Annotated in this window: 9 protein-coding genes; all 9 read left to right on the forward strand. The window is 71.6% G+C overall.

Translation table 11 applies throughout. The features are described 5' to 3' along the window. Nucleotides 1-249: 249 nt before the first annotated feature. Complete coding sequence (locus tag ACNAW0_RS04230) at nt 250-7,785, forward strand: LamG-like jellyroll fold domain-containing protein (RefSeq protein ID WP_416286374.1); 7,536 nt, start codon at nt 250-252, stop codon at nt 7,783-7,785. A gap of 32 nt (nt 7,786-7,817) precedes the next feature. Further along, the gene (locus tag ACNAW0_RS04235) at nt 7,818-8,255 is read left to right on the forward strand and encodes a hypothetical protein (RefSeq protein ID WP_416286375.1); all 438 of its coding nucleotides are present in this window, start codon (nt 7,818-7,820) and stop codon (nt 8,253-8,255) included. A gap of 399 nt (nt 8,256-8,654) precedes the next feature. After that, a complete protein-coding gene (locus ACNAW0_RS04240; protein ID WP_416286376.1) occupies nt 8,655-9,587 on the forward strand; it encodes a hypothetical protein in 933 nt (310 codons plus the stop codon). 111 nt (nt 9,588-9,698) lie between these two features. Further along, entirely contained in the window at nt 9,699-11,000 is a 1,302-nt protein-coding gene (locus tag ACNAW0_RS04245; protein WP_416286377.1) for a hypothetical protein, read from the forward strand. Further along, the gene (locus tag ACNAW0_RS04250; protein WP_416286379.1) at nt 10,997-11,965 is read left to right on the forward strand and encodes a glutamate ABC transporter substrate-binding protein; all 969 of its coding nucleotides are present in this window, start codon (nt 10,997-10,999) and stop codon (nt 11,963-11,965) included. The genes ACNAW0_RS04245 and ACNAW0_RS04250 overlap by 4 nt, the downstream gene beginning before the upstream one ends. A 2-nt stretch (nt 11,966-11,967) precedes the next feature. Next, nucleotides 11,968-13,170 (forward strand): hypothetical protein, encoded by a 1,203-nt coding sequence (locus tag ACNAW0_RS04255; RefSeq protein ID WP_416286380.1) that lies wholly within the window; start codon nt 11,968-11,970, stop codon nt 13,168-13,170. After that, nucleotides 13,167-15,422, forward strand: a complete 2,256-nt coding sequence (locus tag ACNAW0_RS04260; RefSeq protein ID WP_416286381.1) for a tetratricopeptide repeat protein — start codon at nt 13,167-13,169, stop codon at nt 15,420-15,422. Before ACNAW0_RS04255 ends, ACNAW0_RS04260 begins: the two co-directional genes overlap by 4 nt. After that, on the forward strand, nt 15,419-16,399 hold the full coding sequence (locus tag ACNAW0_RS04265) for a PP2C family protein-serine/threonine phosphatase (protein WP_416286382.1): 981 nt from the start codon (nt 15,419-15,421) through the stop codon (nt 16,397-16,399). Before ACNAW0_RS04260 ends, ACNAW0_RS04265 begins: the two co-directional genes overlap by 4 nt. Continuing rightward, a complete protein-coding gene (locus ACNAW0_RS04270) occupies nt 16,396-17,679 on the forward strand; it encodes a VWA domain-containing protein (RefSeq protein ID WP_416286383.1) in 1,284 nt (427 codons plus the stop codon). Before ACNAW0_RS04265 ends, ACNAW0_RS04270 begins: the two co-directional genes overlap by 4 nt. The last annotated feature ends 1 nt before the right edge of the window (nt 17,680 follow it).

Consider the following 17,680-nt stretch of genomic DNA (forward strand, 5'->3'; position numbering starts at 1 on the left):
GGGGTGTGGCCGCCTCGTCGTACTTCCGCCGGGTCGAGCGGAAGGCGCTAGCTTCCCCACCGCCTGGGAGGGCGGGCCGCGCCCGCCGCGCCGACGCCCGGCACCCGCCCTGCCACTGCTTACGGAAAGTTATCGCTGGCTATACGGATCTGTAACAAGGTTTCGGTGCCACGAACTGGCCGCGGCGTCTATGGTGCCCTGATCCAGTCCATAGGGGAGGATCGAATGCGGTCGTGCGTGTTCGGGTGGATGAGGGCCGGCCGCGTGCCGGCGTGGTGGCGGTGGACGGCGTACGTGGTGCTGCTCGCACTCGTCGCCGGCCTGCTGGAGGCGCCCGCCGCGCCCGCGCGAGCGGCGGCGGCCGCCCCGCAGCGGCAGGCGCCGGCGGCGGGCAAGTCGCCGTGCCCGCCCGATCGGGCGGACGAGGCGTCCGCGGCGCTCGCGGCGAAGCTGTGTGGGGCTCGGGTGGAGGTTTTGAGCCGGCGCAGCGAGACGACCCAGGTGTTCGCGAACCCGGATGGCACCTTCACGGAGGAACGGTCGCTGGCGCCGGTGCGGTTCAAAGACGGCGGCGAGTGGCGCCCCGTGGACCTGGACCTGGTGGCGCAGCCGGATGGCTCAGTGGCGCCGAAGGGGCATCCGAGCGGGCTGCGGTTCGCCGGCGCGGCGGCGGATGCGGGCGAGCACGAGGTGGTCTCGCTGGGAGAGGGCGACGCGCGGACGAGCGTGTCGTGGCACGGTGCGTTGCCGCGGCCGGTCCTGTCCGGGCGGACGGTGACCTACCCGGAGGTGATGCCGGGTGTGGATCTGGTGTTCGAGGCGCACTCGACCGGCTATCAGCAGCTGGTCGTGGCGAAGGATCGGGCGGCGCTGGCCCGGGTGCGGCAGCTGTCGCTGCCAATGCGAACGGGGAAGCTGGCCGCTGCGGGCGACGGTATGGGCGGGCTGCTGTTCAAGGACCGGTTGGGCCGCGCGGTGGCCCGGGCGCAGACGCCGGAGATGTGGGACGCGGAGGTGTCGCCGCAGTCGTTGGAGCATGTGCGCCGGGGGCGGGTCGCGTTGCGAACGGTGCCGAAGGGCGCCGGCCGGTCGGTGCTGGAGTTGACGCCGGACGCCGGCTTCCTGGCGCGGGAGGACCTGCGGTTCCCGGTGACGATCGACCCGCCGACGTCGCTGTCGCCGGCGTTCGACGCCTTCGTGCAGAACACCTACACCACTGACCAGTCCGGTTCGACCGACCTGAAGCTGGGCTACCACAACGAGGGCGGCAGCAACACCGCCCGGTCGTACCTGCGGCTGACCACGAGCGGCATCTATGACGCCCAGATCACCAGCGCGAAGCTCAAGCTGTGGAACTACCACTCGTGGTCCTGCACGGCCTCACAATGGGAGGCCTGGCAGACGGACTACGTGGACGCCTCGGTGCGCTGGACCAACCAGCCGACCGCGCGGGTGAAGCTCGGCACGTCCACCGAGACCAAGGGCTACAGCTCCTCCTGCGCCGGAGGCTGGGTCTACGTGGACGTCACCAAGGCGCTGCAGTCGGCCGCTACCTCGCACTGGCCCACCACCAGCCTGATGCTGCGGGCGACGTCGGAGACGCTCGGCTCGTGGAAGCGGTTCTACTCGGCCGAGGGCCTGAACCCGCCGCTGGTCTCCATCACCTACAACACCCCGCCCAGTACGCCGACCGGCCTGGCCGTCGCGCCGTGCTACACGCTTTGCGGGACGGGTGCGCGTACCGCGTCGATCCGGCCGACCCTGTCGGCGAAGCTGGCCGACGCGAACACCACGCAGACCCTGCAGGCGGAGTTCGAGGTGCGGGACAAGGCCACCTCGGCCACCGTGGTCACCTCCGGGTTGCGCTCGGGTAGTCCCGCGTGGACGAACGGGGCCATCGCGTCCTGGCAGGTCTCGGCGGACCTGGCGAACAACACCACGTACCAGTGGCGGGTACGCGCCAAGGACCCGTACAGCTACAGCGCCTGGACGGCGTGGAGCGACGTAACGATCGACACCGACAAGCCGGGGGTGCCGTTCGTCTCGGCGGCGATCTACCTCAACGACGGCCAGCCGCACGGCGGCGCGGAGCAGCCGGACACATTTACCTTCACCCCGGCGTCCGGCACCACCGATCTGGCCGCGTTCGTCTACAAGCTTGACTACGAGTCCTCGGCGACCACCGTGGCGGCGACCGGCACCACGAAGGTGACAATTGCCCCGCGCGACGGGCGGCGGACGCTCACCGTGCAGGCCAAGGACGCGGCGGGTAACCTGTCGAACGCCAACAACTACGTGTTCGATGCCGGTAACGCGGCGCTCGTCCAGCCGCTGCCCGGGGCGAACGTGGTGCGGCGGACCAAGGTGCAGGTGACCACCCCGGTGGCGGGGTACACCAAGGCGTACTTCGAATACCGGCGCGGCCCTGGCGGGGCGGTCCTGCCGGTGCCCTCGGCGAACCTCACCAACGCGGTCGGCGCGCCGATCACCGCGACCGCGGCCAGCCCGGTGACGCTGTCCAGCCTCGGCGGGCACGCGGTCTGGAACGCCACCGACACCCTCGGCCTGGTTGGCGGGGTGGTCGAGCTGCGGGCGCAGATCTACACCAACACGTCCACGTCGTCGGTCTACACCACGCCCTGGGTCCGGATCACCGTGGACTCCTCCGGCGGCGGCGGCGAGTCCGAGCCGATCGGGCCGGGCGAGGTGAACCTGCTCACCGGTGACTTCTCGCTGGACGAGACCGACGTCAACGTGCTGGGCCTGAGCGTGTCGCGCACCTCGGCCTCCCGCGACGCGGGCGCCGGCTGGCAGCGGATGCCGGAGCGGCTCACCCCGAACCAGCAGCAGGTCTCCACCGACCTGACCGGCTTCACCGTGCCGAGCACCAGCTCGGCCGCCCGCTCCACCGCTTACGGCCAGGGCGAGACCACGCCGGTGGCCTCGCTCGAGATCACCCCGGTGACGACGACCAGCAACGACACGTACGTGGCGGTCGGAGGCGACAGCGGCGGGCTGCGGCTCGGCATGGAGGCCGGCAAGACGTACCGGATGACGGGCTGGATCTTCGTGCCGTCGAGCACCGGCCTGGCCCCTGGGCACGCCAGCCGTGGGCTGCGCATCGTCGGCCTCTACAAGGTCGGCGCGAACTACTCCGAGGTCGCCTCGCCGATGGCCGGCTTCACCGAGGGCTGGCAAGAGCTGTCGGTGGACATGACGGTGCCCGCCGGGGCCACCGAGGCGTTCTTCCGGCTCTACAACGGCATGCAGGGCGGATCCGGCAAGAAGGTCTACTGGGACAACCTTTCCGCCACCGAGCTGGTGGCCCCGTTCGGCCCCGCCTGGTCCGGCGGCGTCAGCAGCGGCGGCGACGAAGCCGACGTCGACTACACGACGCTGACCTTCCCGCAGCCGTCCGTGGCCCAGGTCAACACGGTCGACGGCGGCTGGATCACCTTCTCCAAGAACGCAGACGGCGTCTCGTACACCCCGGAGCCGGGGGCCGAGGGGCTGGTCCTGACGAAGTACAGCGCCACCGCCTACCGGCTCACCGATATCGAGGGCACGGTCAGCGAGTTCACCCAGCAGGGCGGGGTGTGGGCGCTCGACTCGTCGTGGACTCCGGACTCGTCGAGCACCACCCGCTACATCTACGACACCAGCGGCGGCCGGGCCCTGCTGAAAAAGGTGATCAACCCGATCGAGCCGGGCGTGGACGACGCGAACCGGTGTACCGGTAGTACCCCCGTACGCGGTTGCGAGGTGCTGGAGTACGTCTACGCCACCGGCACCACCCCCGGGCTCAGCCAGACCGTCTTCGGCGACTACACCGACCGGGTGTCGGCCGTCAAGCTGTGGAGCTGGGACTCGACGGCGTCCGCGGTCACCGCCGTGGAGGTTGCCCGGTACGCGTACGACAACCTGGGTCAGCTCCGCCAGGTCTGGGACCCGCGGACCAGCCCGGCGCTGAAGACGGCGTACGGCTACGACGCCGCCGGCCGGGTGAAGAGTACGACGCCCCCGGGCGAGCTGCCCTGGACGGCCGACTACGGCAACCCGGACGTCGACTCGGCGGCGCTGCGCTGGGACCTGGACGCAGTCTCGGGCACCACCGTCGCCGATTCCTCCGGTTCCGGCCGGACCGGCACCATGGCCTCCGGGGTGAGCTGGACCCAGGGCAACGATCCGAACAACCCGGCCGACCGCGCCGCGAACTTCACCGGCGTCAGCGGGCAGCAGATCTCGGTGGCCGGCACCGCCCTGTCCAACACCGCCTCCTACACGGTCTCTGCGTGGGTGCGGCTGACCGACAAGTCCATCAACCGGACCGTGGTGTCCAAGGACGGCGCGTACACCTCGGCGTTCCTGCTCAACTACGTGCAGACGGAAGACCGGTGGGCGTTCGGCCGGATCAGCTCGGACAGCAGCACGGGCACCCCGATCCGGGCCTACTCCGACACGGCGCCCGTGCTCGGGCAGTGGACCCACCTGGCCGGCGTCTACAACACCGCACTCGGGAAGATGACCTTGTACGTCAACGGGGTGGCCCAGTCCGCCCCCGCCGCGACCGGTGGCTGGGACGGCTCCGGCAACTACGCGATCGGCCGGTCCCTGTGGAACGCGCTGCCGACCAACGCGTGGGCGGGGGGCATCGACGACGTACGGATCTACGGCAAGGCGCTTACCGCCGCCCAGGTTGCCACCCTCGCCGGGGACGAGCACCCCGGACGACTGCTGCGGGTACGCCGCGCTGCGCTGAAGGCCGGCACGAAGAGCACCACCGACGGCGAGGTGGCCAGCAACGTCGTCTACGGCGTGCCGCTGACCAGGGCGGCCGGCGGCCCGTACGACCTCAGCGCCGCCGCGGCCGCGACCTGGGGCCAGATCGACGTGCCCACCGACGCGACCGCCGTGTTCGACCCGGAGGACAACCCCGGGCGTAACAACGCCACACCCTCCGCGCCCGGCCCGTCCGGATACCCCTATGCCACCGTGCACTACCTCAACGCCAACGGCCAGGAGGTGAACACCGCCAACCCCGGCGGGCACATCGACACCGAGGAGTACGACCGCTTCGGCAACGTGATCCGGACGCTCTCGGCCACCGACCGGGCGCTTGCGCTGGGCACGTTGCCGAACGCGGCGGCCTACCTCGACGAGCTGGGCCTCTCCGGCTCGGACACCGCGTCGCGGGCCCAGGCGCTGTCCACCGTGAACCGCTACAGCAGCGACGGGCTGACCCTGCTCGACACGCTCGGCCCCACCATGACGATGGTGACCGAGGACGGGCTGGCCGATCCGGACGGCCCCGGCCCGCTCACCGCGGTGCCCGCCGGGTCGACCGTCATCGGCCGCACGCACACCGTAAGCCGGTACGACGAGGGTAAGCCGGACGGGGCAAGCTACCACCTGCTCACCACGGAGATCGAGGGCGCGCAGGTGGTCGGCTACCCGGACGCCGACCAGCGCACCACCCGCTACGGGTACGACGCGCACCACGGCGGTGTGTCCGGGTGGACGCTGAAGAAGTACACGTCAATGACGGCCGACGCCGGATCCGGCGGCACCCCACTGACCGCGTACGGCGTCTTCGATTCCGCCGGGCGTGCCGCCTCCTCCTGGGGGCTGGGCTCCAGCGGCAGTGACGTCCGGGCCCGCGAGACGATCTACTACACCGCGGGCGCGAACCCGCGCGACGCCGCGTGCGGCAACCGGCCGGAGTGGGCCGGGCAGGCCTGCATCCACCAGCCCGTAGGCGCGGTCACCGGCCACGACCCGGCCCGGATGACCGGCACGTTGCCCCAGCGGAGGGTCACCCGCTACGACCGGTACGGCGAGGCGGCCGAGACCGTCGAGATGGTGGCCGGCAAGAGCCGGACGACCGTCACCACCTTCGACGCGGCGGGCCGCAGCACCGGGGTGAGCATCACCTCGACGGAGGGCACCGCGATCGAGGAGGTGACCACCACCTACGACCCGACGAACGGGACGATCGCCACGACCCGTACGGGCAACGCGACGATCACCCGGGAGTACGACCAGCTCGGCCGGCTGATGAAGTACACCGACGCCGCCGGGGCCAGCACCATCACCGAGTTCGACCGGTTCGACAAGCCGACGAAGGTCACCGACCCGACCGGCTGGATGACCTTCACCTACAACCGGGCCGCCGAGCCGCGGGGGCTGCTCACCAGCGTCACCGACAGCGTCGCGGGCACCTTCATGGGCAAGTACGCCCCAGACGGGCAACTGGTCGAGATGACCTATCCGGGCGGAGTCACCCGGCGTGACCGGCTCGACGCGAACCAGGAGCCGGTGGAACGCACCTACACCCGCGACTCCGACGCTATGGTGCTCTACTCCGAGTCCATCGTGGAGAACAGCGCCGGGAAGGTCGTCAACCACGACTACACCGGCGGTAGCAAGGTCTACTCCTACGACCGGCAGGGCCGGCTGAGCCGGGTCCAGCACGACTCGGCGATAGCCAACGGCTGCGTGACCCGCGCCTACACCTACGACAGCCGGACCAACCGGACCGACAAGCGCAGCTACGACCCGGCCGAGGGTGGCGAGTGCCAGGAGAGCACCGTCGCGGCACAGGAGGGGCACACCTACGACAGCGCCGACCGGATCACCGACGCGGGCTACACCTACGACGCCTTCGGTCGCATCACCGCCCTGCCGGGCGGGCTGACCAACACGTACTACGTCAACGACCTGGTCGCCGGCCAACAAATCGGCGACGCCAAGCAGACGTGGACCCTCGATCCCGCCCACCGCTTCCTCGGGGTGACCGGGCAGACGCTGGTGGACGACGCATGGGCGACGTCGACCTCCCGCCTCAACCACTACGCCGACGACTCCGACGAAGTGAGCTGGGTGGTCGAGGACACCGCGACGGGCGCGGTCACCCGCAACGTCTCCGGCCTGGACGACGACCTGGTGGCGACCACGTCCGGCGACGGCGACGTGATGCTGCACCTGACCAACCTGCACGGCGACGTCGCCGTAACAGTCGACCGGGACCTCACCGAGCCGCAGGTGTACGACTACGACGAGTTCGGGGTGCCGGCCGAAGGCCAGGCCAGCCAGCGCTACGGCTGGCTGGGCGGCAAGCAACGCTCCGGTGACACGCTGGGCGGGCTGATCCTGATGGGGGTACGCCTCTACAGCCCGGTGCTGGGTCACTTCCTACAGGTCGACCCGGTCGACGGCGGCAGCGCCGGCCCGTACGACTACTGCTCCGCGGACCCGGTCAACTGCACCGACCTGGACGGCAAGTCCCTGTGGGGCAGGATCAAGAGCGGGTTCAAGAAGACCGTAAGGTTCGTCCGGAAGAACCCGGCGTTCGTCTGCGCGACGATTTCCATGTTCACCCCGCCGCCGTTCAACGTCGTGTTCGGCGCCGCCGCAATCGGCTTCTCCGCCTACTCCGCGTACAAGAACGCCAGGCGCGGCCGGTACTGGGCCGCCGCCTTCGACGTCGTCGGGGCGATTCCCGGCGGAGGTAGTGTGTTCCGCGGCGTCGGCGCGATGCGCAAGGCGGCGCAGGCCCGCAAGATCGCGAAGGGAATCCGCAAGGCGAAGGGTTTCCGCGGCGCCAAGAAGGCAAAACGGAAGATCATCAAAGCCCGGAACAAGAAGATTCACCAGCAGAAGCACCTGCAACGCAAGGAGAAGTGGTGGGGCAGGTTGGACAAGCGGGTCGCCTGGCGGGCCGCCGGTCTCTACACCGCCTGCGGCTACCACAGGGGCTGCAGCCGGCGGAGCCGGTGGATCAGATAGCTGGCGGGTAGGTGGTGGACCTGGGTGCCTCGGTGACCAGGGCGCTGGCCGGCCTGCTGGCCAGCGCCCTGCCCGGCGACGGACAGACCCGGCAGGAGCGGCAGGCGGAGCTGCTGGCCGAGGCGACGTCGCCCGTCGAGGACTTCATCGACCTGACCCTGCGCCACATGGTGCGCGGGGCGGCCTGGCTGCTGCTCGGCTGCCTGGCCTTCCCGGTCGCCATCGCACTGGGGGTGGCGACGCGGGCGGTCACCGGGCAATGGGCCGGCCCGGTACCGTTCGCCGGCGCGTTCGCCGTCGCCTTTTGCCTGGTGCTGGCGCTGGTGCACTTCCTCAAGGGAAGCGTCACGCACTATCTACCCGAGCGGTGGTGGGGCCGGGCGTGGCGGCCGGTGCTGCTCGACCAGCTACCCGATCTGATCGTCGCCGCGGCCGTCGCGGCCGCGCTCTCGCTGTCAGTCACCCGGTAGCAGAACCCGGACAGCCGGCGGCAGGCGCTCGGCGTCATCGGCACCGGGGCTGACCGGGACCGCTGGGCCGCCAGGCAGCGGCCCAGCGGAACTACCCGCGACCCGGTCCGACTCCCCGGTGTGGACGCCGTCCACACCGGGGAGAGGTCGTGATCGGTCGCGGTAGCGTCTCTCCTCGGCGCAAGGTGCAAGACGCATGCGGACGGAGTCGGCGGTGCGGCCGAAGGGAGGCGACGAGAGGTGGCGGGGCACGACGAGTCGTACCTTGGGTGGGCGGGGGTCGCTGTCACCGTTCTGGTCGGGGCGTTCGTTCCAGGGCAGGCGGCGGCGAGCCCGTCCCCTTCCACCCCGCCCACCGGGTCACGGGGAACGCCCGTGTGCCAGGTGCGGGACGACCGGTTGACCGAGATTTCGGGGATGGCCGCCACCGAGACCGGCTTCGTCGTGGTCAACGACAGCGCGGACGAGGAGCCGCGTCGCAGGATCTTCTTTCTTGACGCCGACTGTGCGGTGGTGCGCACCGTGCGCTACCCGACGCGGCCGAGAGACACCGAGGACCTGGCTGTCGACGCCCAGGGAGCGCTCTGGGTCGCGGACATCGGTGACAACAATCGCTCCCGGCAAACCGTCGCGTTGTGGAAACTGCCGCCGGGCGGCCGCCGGCCCGTGCTGCACCGCATGACGTACCCGGACGGCCCGCATGACGCCGAAGCACTCCTCATGGCCGGCGACGGCCGGCCGATCATCGTGACGAAGCAGGGCGGCGCCGCTGGCCTGTACGCCCCCACCGGCGACCTGAAGCCGGGCCTGACGGTGCCCCTGGAACGGGTCGGACAGGTGAGTCTGCCAGGCACCACGACCAGCAACCCGTTCTCTTTTCTCGGCCGAGCCGTGGTCACCGGCGCCGCCATGGCACCGGATGGGGGTCGGGTGGTGCTGCGCACCTACGCCGACGCGTTCGAATTCGACGTCGTCAACGGCGACGTGATCACGGCCCTGACCCGCGGGACACCGCGGATCACGCCGCTGCCCGACGAACCTCAGGGCGAGTCGATCACCTACAGCCGTGACGGACGCTTCCTGCTCACGGTTTCCGAGACCGCCGATCAACCGCCGGGCACGAAACCCACGATCCTGCGTTATCCCGTGCCGGCGGTCGCCCCGGCGAGCCAACCTCCGACCACGGGCGCTCCCACCGCCGCTGCCGCAGGCGGGCCACGCGCGGAGCGGGAAAGGACCTCGTTACTCGGTGTGGTGGGAGTTGTCGGCCTGGGGCTGTTCATCGCGGGCCTGCTTGGCATGGCGCGGTCACGCCGAAATGGTCAGCGATAGCAACGTCGAGGACGGCGACCTGACACGGGACGTCTCGGCCGAAACAGTGCCCGAGAAGCTGATCTTTAAGTCTTGAAGTCGTCCACTACCTTGAGTCCCGGGGTGGTAGGCGTGACTCTCGTTCGTGGACCGGCCGCCGTTGCGACACGTCTTCCAGGCGTCCGGCGGCGCCTTCGTCGCACGCCTGGGCGGCTGGCGCTCGCCACCGCCGTACTCGTCGTGCTCGGGCTCGCGACGGGCGTGGCCGGCGCGGTCGGCGTACGCCAGCGGATCGACCTCCTCGACGGTGCCACCGCCCGCAGCGGTGACCTGACGGTTGCCGTGCAGCGGCTCTACCGTGCGCTGTCCGACGCCGACGCCACCGCGGCGGGCGCCTTCCTCGCCGGCGGCGTCGAGCCCGCAGCCCTACGCGAGCGCTACCAGTCCGACATCGCCGATGCGGCCGCGGCGCTGGCCGTGGTGTCCGCGGGGCGCGCCGGCGGCGACCGGGGTGATGCCGCGGTCGCCCGGATCACCACCGAGTTGCCGGTCTACACGGGACTCGTCGAGACGGCCCGCGTGTACAACCGGCAGGGGGTGCCGATCGGTGGCGCCTACCTGCGCGAGGCGTCGGGTCTGATGCGCGAGCGCCTGCTGCCCGCGGTCCAGGAAGTTTATGAAGCGACCTCTCGGGAGCTCGACGACGCGCGCGACCGGGCTGCCTCGTTTCCGTGGTTCGCGGTGCTGCTCGGGCTGCTGACGATCGCCGCGCTCGTGGCGGTGCAGCGCTATCTGGCTCGGCTCACCAACCGGTTGTTCAACCTCGGGTTGGTGGCCGCCACCGCTGCGGCGGCCGTCCTGATCCTGTGGCTCGGGGTGTCGGCGGTGCTGGCCGGCGGGCGGCTCGACGCGAGCCGTGAGCAGGGCTCGAAACCGGTCGCGCAGTTGGTCGGGGTACGCGTCGCGGCGTTGCAGGCACGCGCCGACGAGGCGCACACGCTGATCGCCCGCGGTAACGGCGCGAGGTTCGAGGAGGACTACGCCCGGGCCATGGAGAGCGTGACCGGGCATGGACTGGCGACCATCTCGGACCCGGACCCGACCACCAGGAGCGCGGTGGGGGCGGCGACGGGCGAGGCGCAGAAGTGGCTCGCGGCCCACCGGGACCTCCGGGCGCTCGACGACGCCGGACAGTACGCCCAGGCGGTTGCCGCAGCCGTCGGTACCGGCCCGGAGTCGACGGCCAGCATCTTCAACCAGCTCGACGAGCACCTGGCGTCCGCCATCGAACACCACGGGCAGCGGTTCGACCGGGACGTGGGCCGGGCCGCCGGGGCGCTCGCCGGTGCGGACCTCGGCGTCGCCGTGCTGGCGGCGCTGCTGATCGTCGGCGCGGCGCTCGGTATCCAGCGGCGATTGGCGGAATACCGATGAGACGACATGCCCTCGCGTTGCTGACCGTCCTCTGCCTGGCCGGCTGCACGGCGAGCCGGCCGCTGCCCGACGCGCGGGTCGACGCGGCCGCGCCCCGCCCGGTCGGCGCGCAGGACCCGGCGGCCATCCCGAGCGCGGCGGCGGCCGCTCCCGCGTCGTGTGATCCGCGCGCCAGCCTCCGGCCGTCCGGCGCGCTGCCCGCGCCGGGGCGGATGCCGGCCGGCTCGACGATGGCGCAGATCGCCGCGCGGGGACGGCTCGTCGTCGGCGTCGACCAGAACAACTACCGCTTCGGATACCGCGACCCGGGTACCGGGGACCTGGTGGGCTTCGAGATCGACCTGGCGCACGACATCGCCCGAGCGATCTTCGGCGACCCCAACAAGGTGCTGTTCCGGGCGGTCACCACCGCCGAACGGGAGCAGGCGGTCCAGTCGGGCGCCGTCGACATCGTCATCCGCAGCATGACGATGACCTGCGACCGGTGGCAGCGGGTGTCGTTCTCCACCGAATACGTCAGTGCCGGCCAGGCCATCCTGGTCGCCAAGGGATCACCGATCAAGAACCTCCAGGGTCTTGCCGGCAAGAAGGTCTGCGCGGCCACCGGCAGCACGTCGATCCGGAACATCGTGGCCAAGGCCCCGCAGGCGCTGCCGGTGTCGGCGGCCGACGCGCTGGACTGCCTGGTGATGCTGCAGCAGAACCAGGTCGACGCGGTCTCCACCGACGACACGATCCTGGCCGGCTTCGCGGCACAGGACCCGGGCACCACGGTCCTGCCCGACCGGTTCACCGAAGAGCCGTACGGCATGGCGATGAAGAAGGAGTCACCCGACCTGGTGCGGTTCGTCAACGCGGTGCTCGAGCGGCTGCGCGCGGACGGTACCTGGGTCCGGCTCTACAACAAGTGGCTCACCGCGCTGGGCAGCACTCCGCAGCCACCGGCCGCCCGCTACCGGGACTGACCGTGACCGCACCGGCACCGATGAGCCGTAACCAGGTCGACGCCGCCATCGTCGGGCTCGTCGCGGCGCACGACCGCATCTCCGCCGCCATGTACGCGCTGGACGCCCACCCCGGCCTCGTCGTGCTCCGCGGCGACGACCTGCGAGGCAAGACGCGCCGGGTCGCCACCGAGACGCTCCCGCGGCTGGACGTCCTGTGGTCGCAGTTCGCCGCGCTCGGGTCCGTGCTGGACCGGGTGAAGACGGTACGCGGGACGCGGTCGAAGCCCGGCGACGACGAGCTGTCCGAACTGACCTTGCTGCTGCGCGGTCCCGTCCTGCCGCTCGCGCCCGACGGCATGGTGGTCGACGACCCGCTGGCCGGCCCGCCGCCGAACTGGGTGACCGCGATGGGGCTGGCCCAGGAACTGGAGCGGGGCAGCGCCGAGGTCACCGGGACCCTGGACGGCGTCCAGTCGGCGTACGCACAGGCCGCCAGCCGGTTCGAGCCGCTGACCAAGGCGCTCGACCGGGTCCGGACGGCCGCCGAGGCGTTGGGCTATGCCGCCACGGGAGCCGAGGTGGAGCGTCTCGACGCACGCCTCGCCGAGGCGACCTTCGACGCGATGTGCGACCTGTTGGAAACAGCTGGACCACCGCCGGCGCTGGCCGCCGAGATCGACGCCCTCGCTACCCGGCTGGCCGACCTGAGCCGGCTGCGCGACGCCTACCCCGATCGGGTGCGGCGGCTGCGCGCGGCCGTGGACGAGGTGGCCGAGATGGAGGCCGAGACCGGCCGGGCGTACGCCGTCGCGGCCGCGAAGATCGCCGACCCCGGCCTGCCGCCGGCACCCGACACGGTCCCGGCGCTGCGGGCGCACCTGGCGCAGCTAGACCAACTGCATCGCGAGCAGCGCTGGCCCCGGCTCGCCGACGAGCTGACCACTGTCGAGCGATCGGTGGCACAGGCGCGGGAGCGCGCGACGCAGCTGCGCGAGGCGGCCGAAGGGCTGCTCCAGCGGCGAGCCGAGTTGCGCGGCCGGCTCGACGCCTATCGCGCGCGAGCCGGGCGACTCGGCCTCGCCGAGCACGCCGCACTCGCCCAGCTGCACCGGGCCGCACAGGACCTGCTCTACACCAGCCCCTGTGACTTGCCGGCGGCCACCCGGGCCACGGTCGCCTACCAGCGATACCTCTACGAGCTCACCGAGAGGGGGCACCCATGAGGTGTGTCCGGTCCGGATGTACCGGCTCCTACGGCGCCGAGGGCTACTGCGACGAGTGCGGGCGCCGAGCGCCGGCGCGTACCGCGGTGGCGGCGTCGGGCGCCAGCGTGGCGACCGCCGCGGCCACCCTGCCCTCCGTCGCGACGGTCAGCGCCGGCTCGGTGCGGACCGGATCCGGGCGCAGCCGGCCCTCGGCGCGCGGCGGACTCGGCGCCGGGCTGGTCGACGTCCCGCGGGTGCCGCTGCGCGACCCGGCGACGGCAGTCATGAGCGACCCGAAGGTGGCCGAGGCGCGGCGTTTCTGCACCCAGTGCGACGCGAAGGTGGGCCGCGAACGGGACGGCCAGCCGGGCCGGGCCGAGGGTTTCTGCCCCCACTGCGGCCACCCGTTCTCGTTCCTGCCGCGGCTGCGCGCCGGCGACCTGATCAACGACCGGTACGAGGTGCTCGGCGCGCTCGCATACGGGGGGCTGGGCTGGATCTACCTCGCCCGGGACCGCAATGTGAGCGACTCGGTCAGCGACCGCTGGGTCGTCCTCAAAGGGTTGATCAACACCGGCGACGCCGACGCCATGGCGGCAGCGGTGACCGAGCGACGCTTCCTGGTCGAGATCGACCATCCCAACATTGTCAAGATCCACGATTTTGTGCAGCACCCCGATCCGAAGACGGGCGAGCTGGTCGGCTACATCGTCATGGAGTACGTCGGCGGCCAGTCGCTGCGGGACATGCTGATGGCCCGCCGCGCCGAGGGCGCGCGGGTCCTACCGCTGCCGGAGGTGATCGCGTACGGGATCGAGATCCTGCCCGCGTTGGGATACCTGCACGACCGCGGCCTGATCTTCTGCGACTTCAAGCCGGACAACGTCATCCACGCCGAGGAGCAGCTGAAGCTCATCGACCTGGGCGGCGTCCGGCGGGCCGACGACGACATCAGCGCGATCTACGGCACGCCCGGATACCAGGCACCGGAGATGGCCACCGTGGGCCCTTCGGTCACCTCCGACCTCTACACCGTCGGGCGGTCGCTCGCCGTGCTCAGCTTCGAGTTTCGCGAGTTCTCCAGCACCTACGCCGCCCGGCTGCCCGACCAGGCGCAAGTGCCGCTGCTGGCCGAGGAGGAGTCGTACCACCGGCTGCTGCGCCGGGCCACGCACCGGGAGCCGGCCCGGCGATTCCAGTCCGCGGCCGAGATGAGCGAGCAACTGCTCGGCGTGCTCCGGGAGGTGGTGTCGGCCGTCGACGGCGTGCCCCGGCCGACCCTGTCCCGGAGGTTCACCCCGGAGCGGCGGGCGTTCGGCACCGGCGCCGGCGAAATCGGCGACCCGGTGGTCGCCGACCTCCGCCCGGCGAGCGTCGCCGCCGCGCTGCCGCTGCCGCAGGTCGACGTCCTCGATCCCGGCGCCGGCTTCCTGGCCACGTTTAACGTCACCGACCCGGACGAGGTGATCCAGCAGCTGACCTCCGGCCCGGTGCGGAGTGCCGAGGTGACGCTCCGACTGATCCGGGCCCGCATCGAGCAGGGCGACCTCGCCGGCGCGCACACCGGCCTCGACGAGTTGGCGGCGGCCGACCCGTTCGACTGGCGGATCGACTGGTACCGCGGCCTCGCCGCACTGACCGGGAACAACCCGGGTGAGGCGAGAATCGCGTTCGACGCGGTCTACGACGAACTGCCGGGCGAGCCGGCCGCCCGGCTGGCGCTCGCCGCCACGATGGAGTGCACCGGCGACCCGACCGCGGCCGAGCGGCTGTACGACCGGGTATGGCGGGTCGACCACGGCTACCTCAGCGCGGCCTTCGGGCTGGCCCGGATCCGGCTGGCCGCCGACGACCGAGCCGGCGCGCTGGCCGTACTCGACCAGGTGGCGGACAGCTCCAGCCTGCACGTCAGCGCCCAGGTGGCCGCCGTGCGCGCCAACCTGCACGCCACGGCGCACCACCCGATCGAGCCCGACGACCTGCTGCACGCGTCCGTCCGGCTGGAACGGCTCAGCCTCGACGTCGAGCGCCGCGCCCGACTGGCCGCCGAGGTGCTGGAGGCGGCCCTTGCCTGGATCACCGCGGCCCGGTCGCCCGGGCACCGCCCGCCGTCCGGCGTCCGGGTGCTCGGCCACGAGCTGACCGAGCGAGGGCTGCGCTTCGGGTTGGAGAAGGCGTACCGGGCGATGGCGCAGCTGGCCCGCGACACCGACACCCGCATCGCACTCGTCGACCGGGCCAACACGGTCCGGCCCAGGACGCTGGTATGAACGCCTGCCCCGACCACGGCCCACCGAGCGAGCCGGAGCACCGGTTCTGCGAGGTGTGCGGGCGCAACCTGATGACCGGCGAGCCGGCACCACTCTCGGTGGCCACCACCTGGCTGTCGTCGCGAGCCACCGACCCGGCCTGCGCCGGCTGCGGCACCGCCTACGCAGGCGACGAGGACTACTGCGACCACTGCGGACGACGACGGCCCGTCGGGCGCGATCACGCCGAGCTGGACCTGGGCACCGTCGCCGGCGTAACCGATCGTGGCCGGCGCCGACACCGCAACGAGGACGCGATCGCGGTCGGCCGGACCGGCGGCATCAACGCCGCCGTCGTATGCGACGGGGTGTCCACCTCAACCCACCCGGACACCGCGGCGTACGCCGCCGCCGAGGCCGGCCTCGCCGCACTCCTGGCGGCGCTGGCCCACGGCACCGACCCGACCAAGGCCACCATCGAAGGCGCGCGGGCGGCCGCGTCGGCGGCGCGCGCCGCCGCCGGCCCGGACGCCGGGGACTCGCCGCCGAGCTGCACGTACGTCTCCGGAATCGCCACCGCCGACACAGTGACCGTTGGCTGGATCGGCGACAGCCGGGCGTACTGGCTGGGACCGGACCCCGCCTGCCTCACCGTCGACGACTCGGTGGCCGGCCAACTCGCCGCCGGCCTTCCGGTCCCGCCGTCCCTCGACGCCGACCCCGAATCCCGGGCCCTCATCCGCTGGCTCGGCGCCGACACGGACGACACGGAGGCACAGGTCGTCTCGCTGCGACCGGCCGGCCCCGGACGGCTGCTGCTCTGCTCCGACGGACTGCACAACTACCTGTCCGACCCGTCCGCCCTGGCAGCGGCATCCTCCGGCCCACCGATCGAGGCCGCGCGTCACCTCACGACCATCGCGCTGAACGGCGGAGGCCACGACAACATCGGCGTCGCCGTACTCTCCTACCCACCCGCAGGAGGATCTGCATCATGACCGCCCAGTTCTCCGCCGAGGTCGACCAGAACGAATATCTGCCCGAAGGCGGGCGGGTCGTCGACGCCATCATCACCGTGACCGCTCGGGGCGACGACCTGCGCGCGGCGGCCGCACCCAGCGCGGCGGAGGTCATCATGGTCGACGTCTCCGGATCGATGGGGATGCCGGCCAAGAAGATCGCCGAGGCGAAGAAGGCCACCAGCATCGCCATCGACACCCTCCGGGACGGGGTCGCGTTCGCCGTCGTCGCCGGCACCACGGCAGCGCACATGGTCTATCCGCCCGACGCCCGGATGTTCCCGGCGTCCGCGCAGACCAAGGCCGAGGCGAAGGCCGCCGTCGCACGACTGCGAGCCGACGGCGGTACGGCCATGGGCCGCTGGCTGGACCTCGCGAACTACCTGTTCGCCGGGGTGCAGGCCGAGGTGAAGCACGCGATCCTGCTCACCGACGGGCAGAACCAGCACGAAAGCCCGCAGGACTTCCAGCGTGTGTTGAACGCCTGCGAGGGCAGGTTCGTCTGCGACAGCCGCGGCGTCGGCGACGACTGGGTGGCGCGCGAGCTGCGCCTGATCGCCTCCACCCTGCTGGGCACCGCCGACGGCCTGGAGGACCCGGCCGAACTCCCGGCCGCCTTCCAGACCATGACGGAAGGCGCGATGGGCAAGTCGGTCGCCGACGTGTCGCTGCGGGTGTGGACCCCGGCCGGCGCCACCATCCGGTTCGTCAAACAGGTGTATCCGCAGGTGGAGGACCTTACCGGCCGGCGAGCAGAGGTGAGCGGCCGGATCGGCGACTACCCGACCGGGGCGTGGGGCGCGGAGAGCCGCGACTACCACGTCTCCGTCGAGGTCGAGCCGGACGTGGTTGGCGAGGAAATGCTGGCGGCGCGGGTCAGCCTGGTCAGCGGGGGCCAGTTGCTCACCGAGAAGCTGGTCCTGGCCCGGTGGACCGACGACACCGCGCTCTCCACGAAGATCAACCCGCAGGTGGCGCACTACACCGGCCAGGCGGAACTGGCCGCGGTCATCCAGGAAGGCCTCAAGGCGCGCGACACGGGCGATGTGGAAACCGCCACCGCGAAGCTCGGTCGGGCCGTTCAACTGGCCGCGGCGTCCGGTCACGAAGGCACCGCCAAGCTGCTCGCCCGCGTCGTGGACGTGGTCGACGCACCCACCGGCACCATACGACTCAAGAAGCAGGTCGCCGGCGTCGACGCGGAGATAACCAACGTGCGGTCCGTCAAGACCGTGCGGGTGAAGAAGCAGGAGGGCTGAT

The organism is Micromonospora sp. SL1-18 (assembly GCF_047921505.1).
In the GTDB taxonomy this organism is placed as follows: domain Bacteria; phylum Actinomycetota; class Actinomycetes; order Mycobacteriales; family Micromonosporaceae; genus Micromonospora.

What these genes read in the sequence shown, in the direction of transcription:
- ACNAW0_RS04250 (WP_416286379.1), top strand. Translation starts at nt 10,997, where the DNA reads ATGAGACGACATGCCCTCGCGTTGCTGACCGTCCTCTGCCTGGCCGGC.
- ACNAW0_RS04230 (WP_416286374.1), top strand. Translation starts at nt 250, where the DNA reads ATGAGGGCCGGCCGCGTGCCGGCGTGGTGGCGGTGGACGGCGTACGTG.
- ACNAW0_RS04265 (WP_416286382.1), top strand. Translation starts at nt 15,419, where the DNA reads ATGAACGCCTGCCCCGACCACGGCCCACCGAGCGAGCCGGAGCACCGG.
- ACNAW0_RS04260 (WP_416286381.1), top strand. Translation starts at nt 13,167, where the DNA reads ATGAGGTGTGTCCGGTCCGGATGTACCGGCTCCTACGGCGCCGAGGGC.
- ACNAW0_RS04270 (WP_416286383.1), top strand. Translation starts at nt 16,396, where the DNA reads ATGACCGCCCAGTTCTCCGCCGAGGTCGACCAGAACGAATATCTGCCC.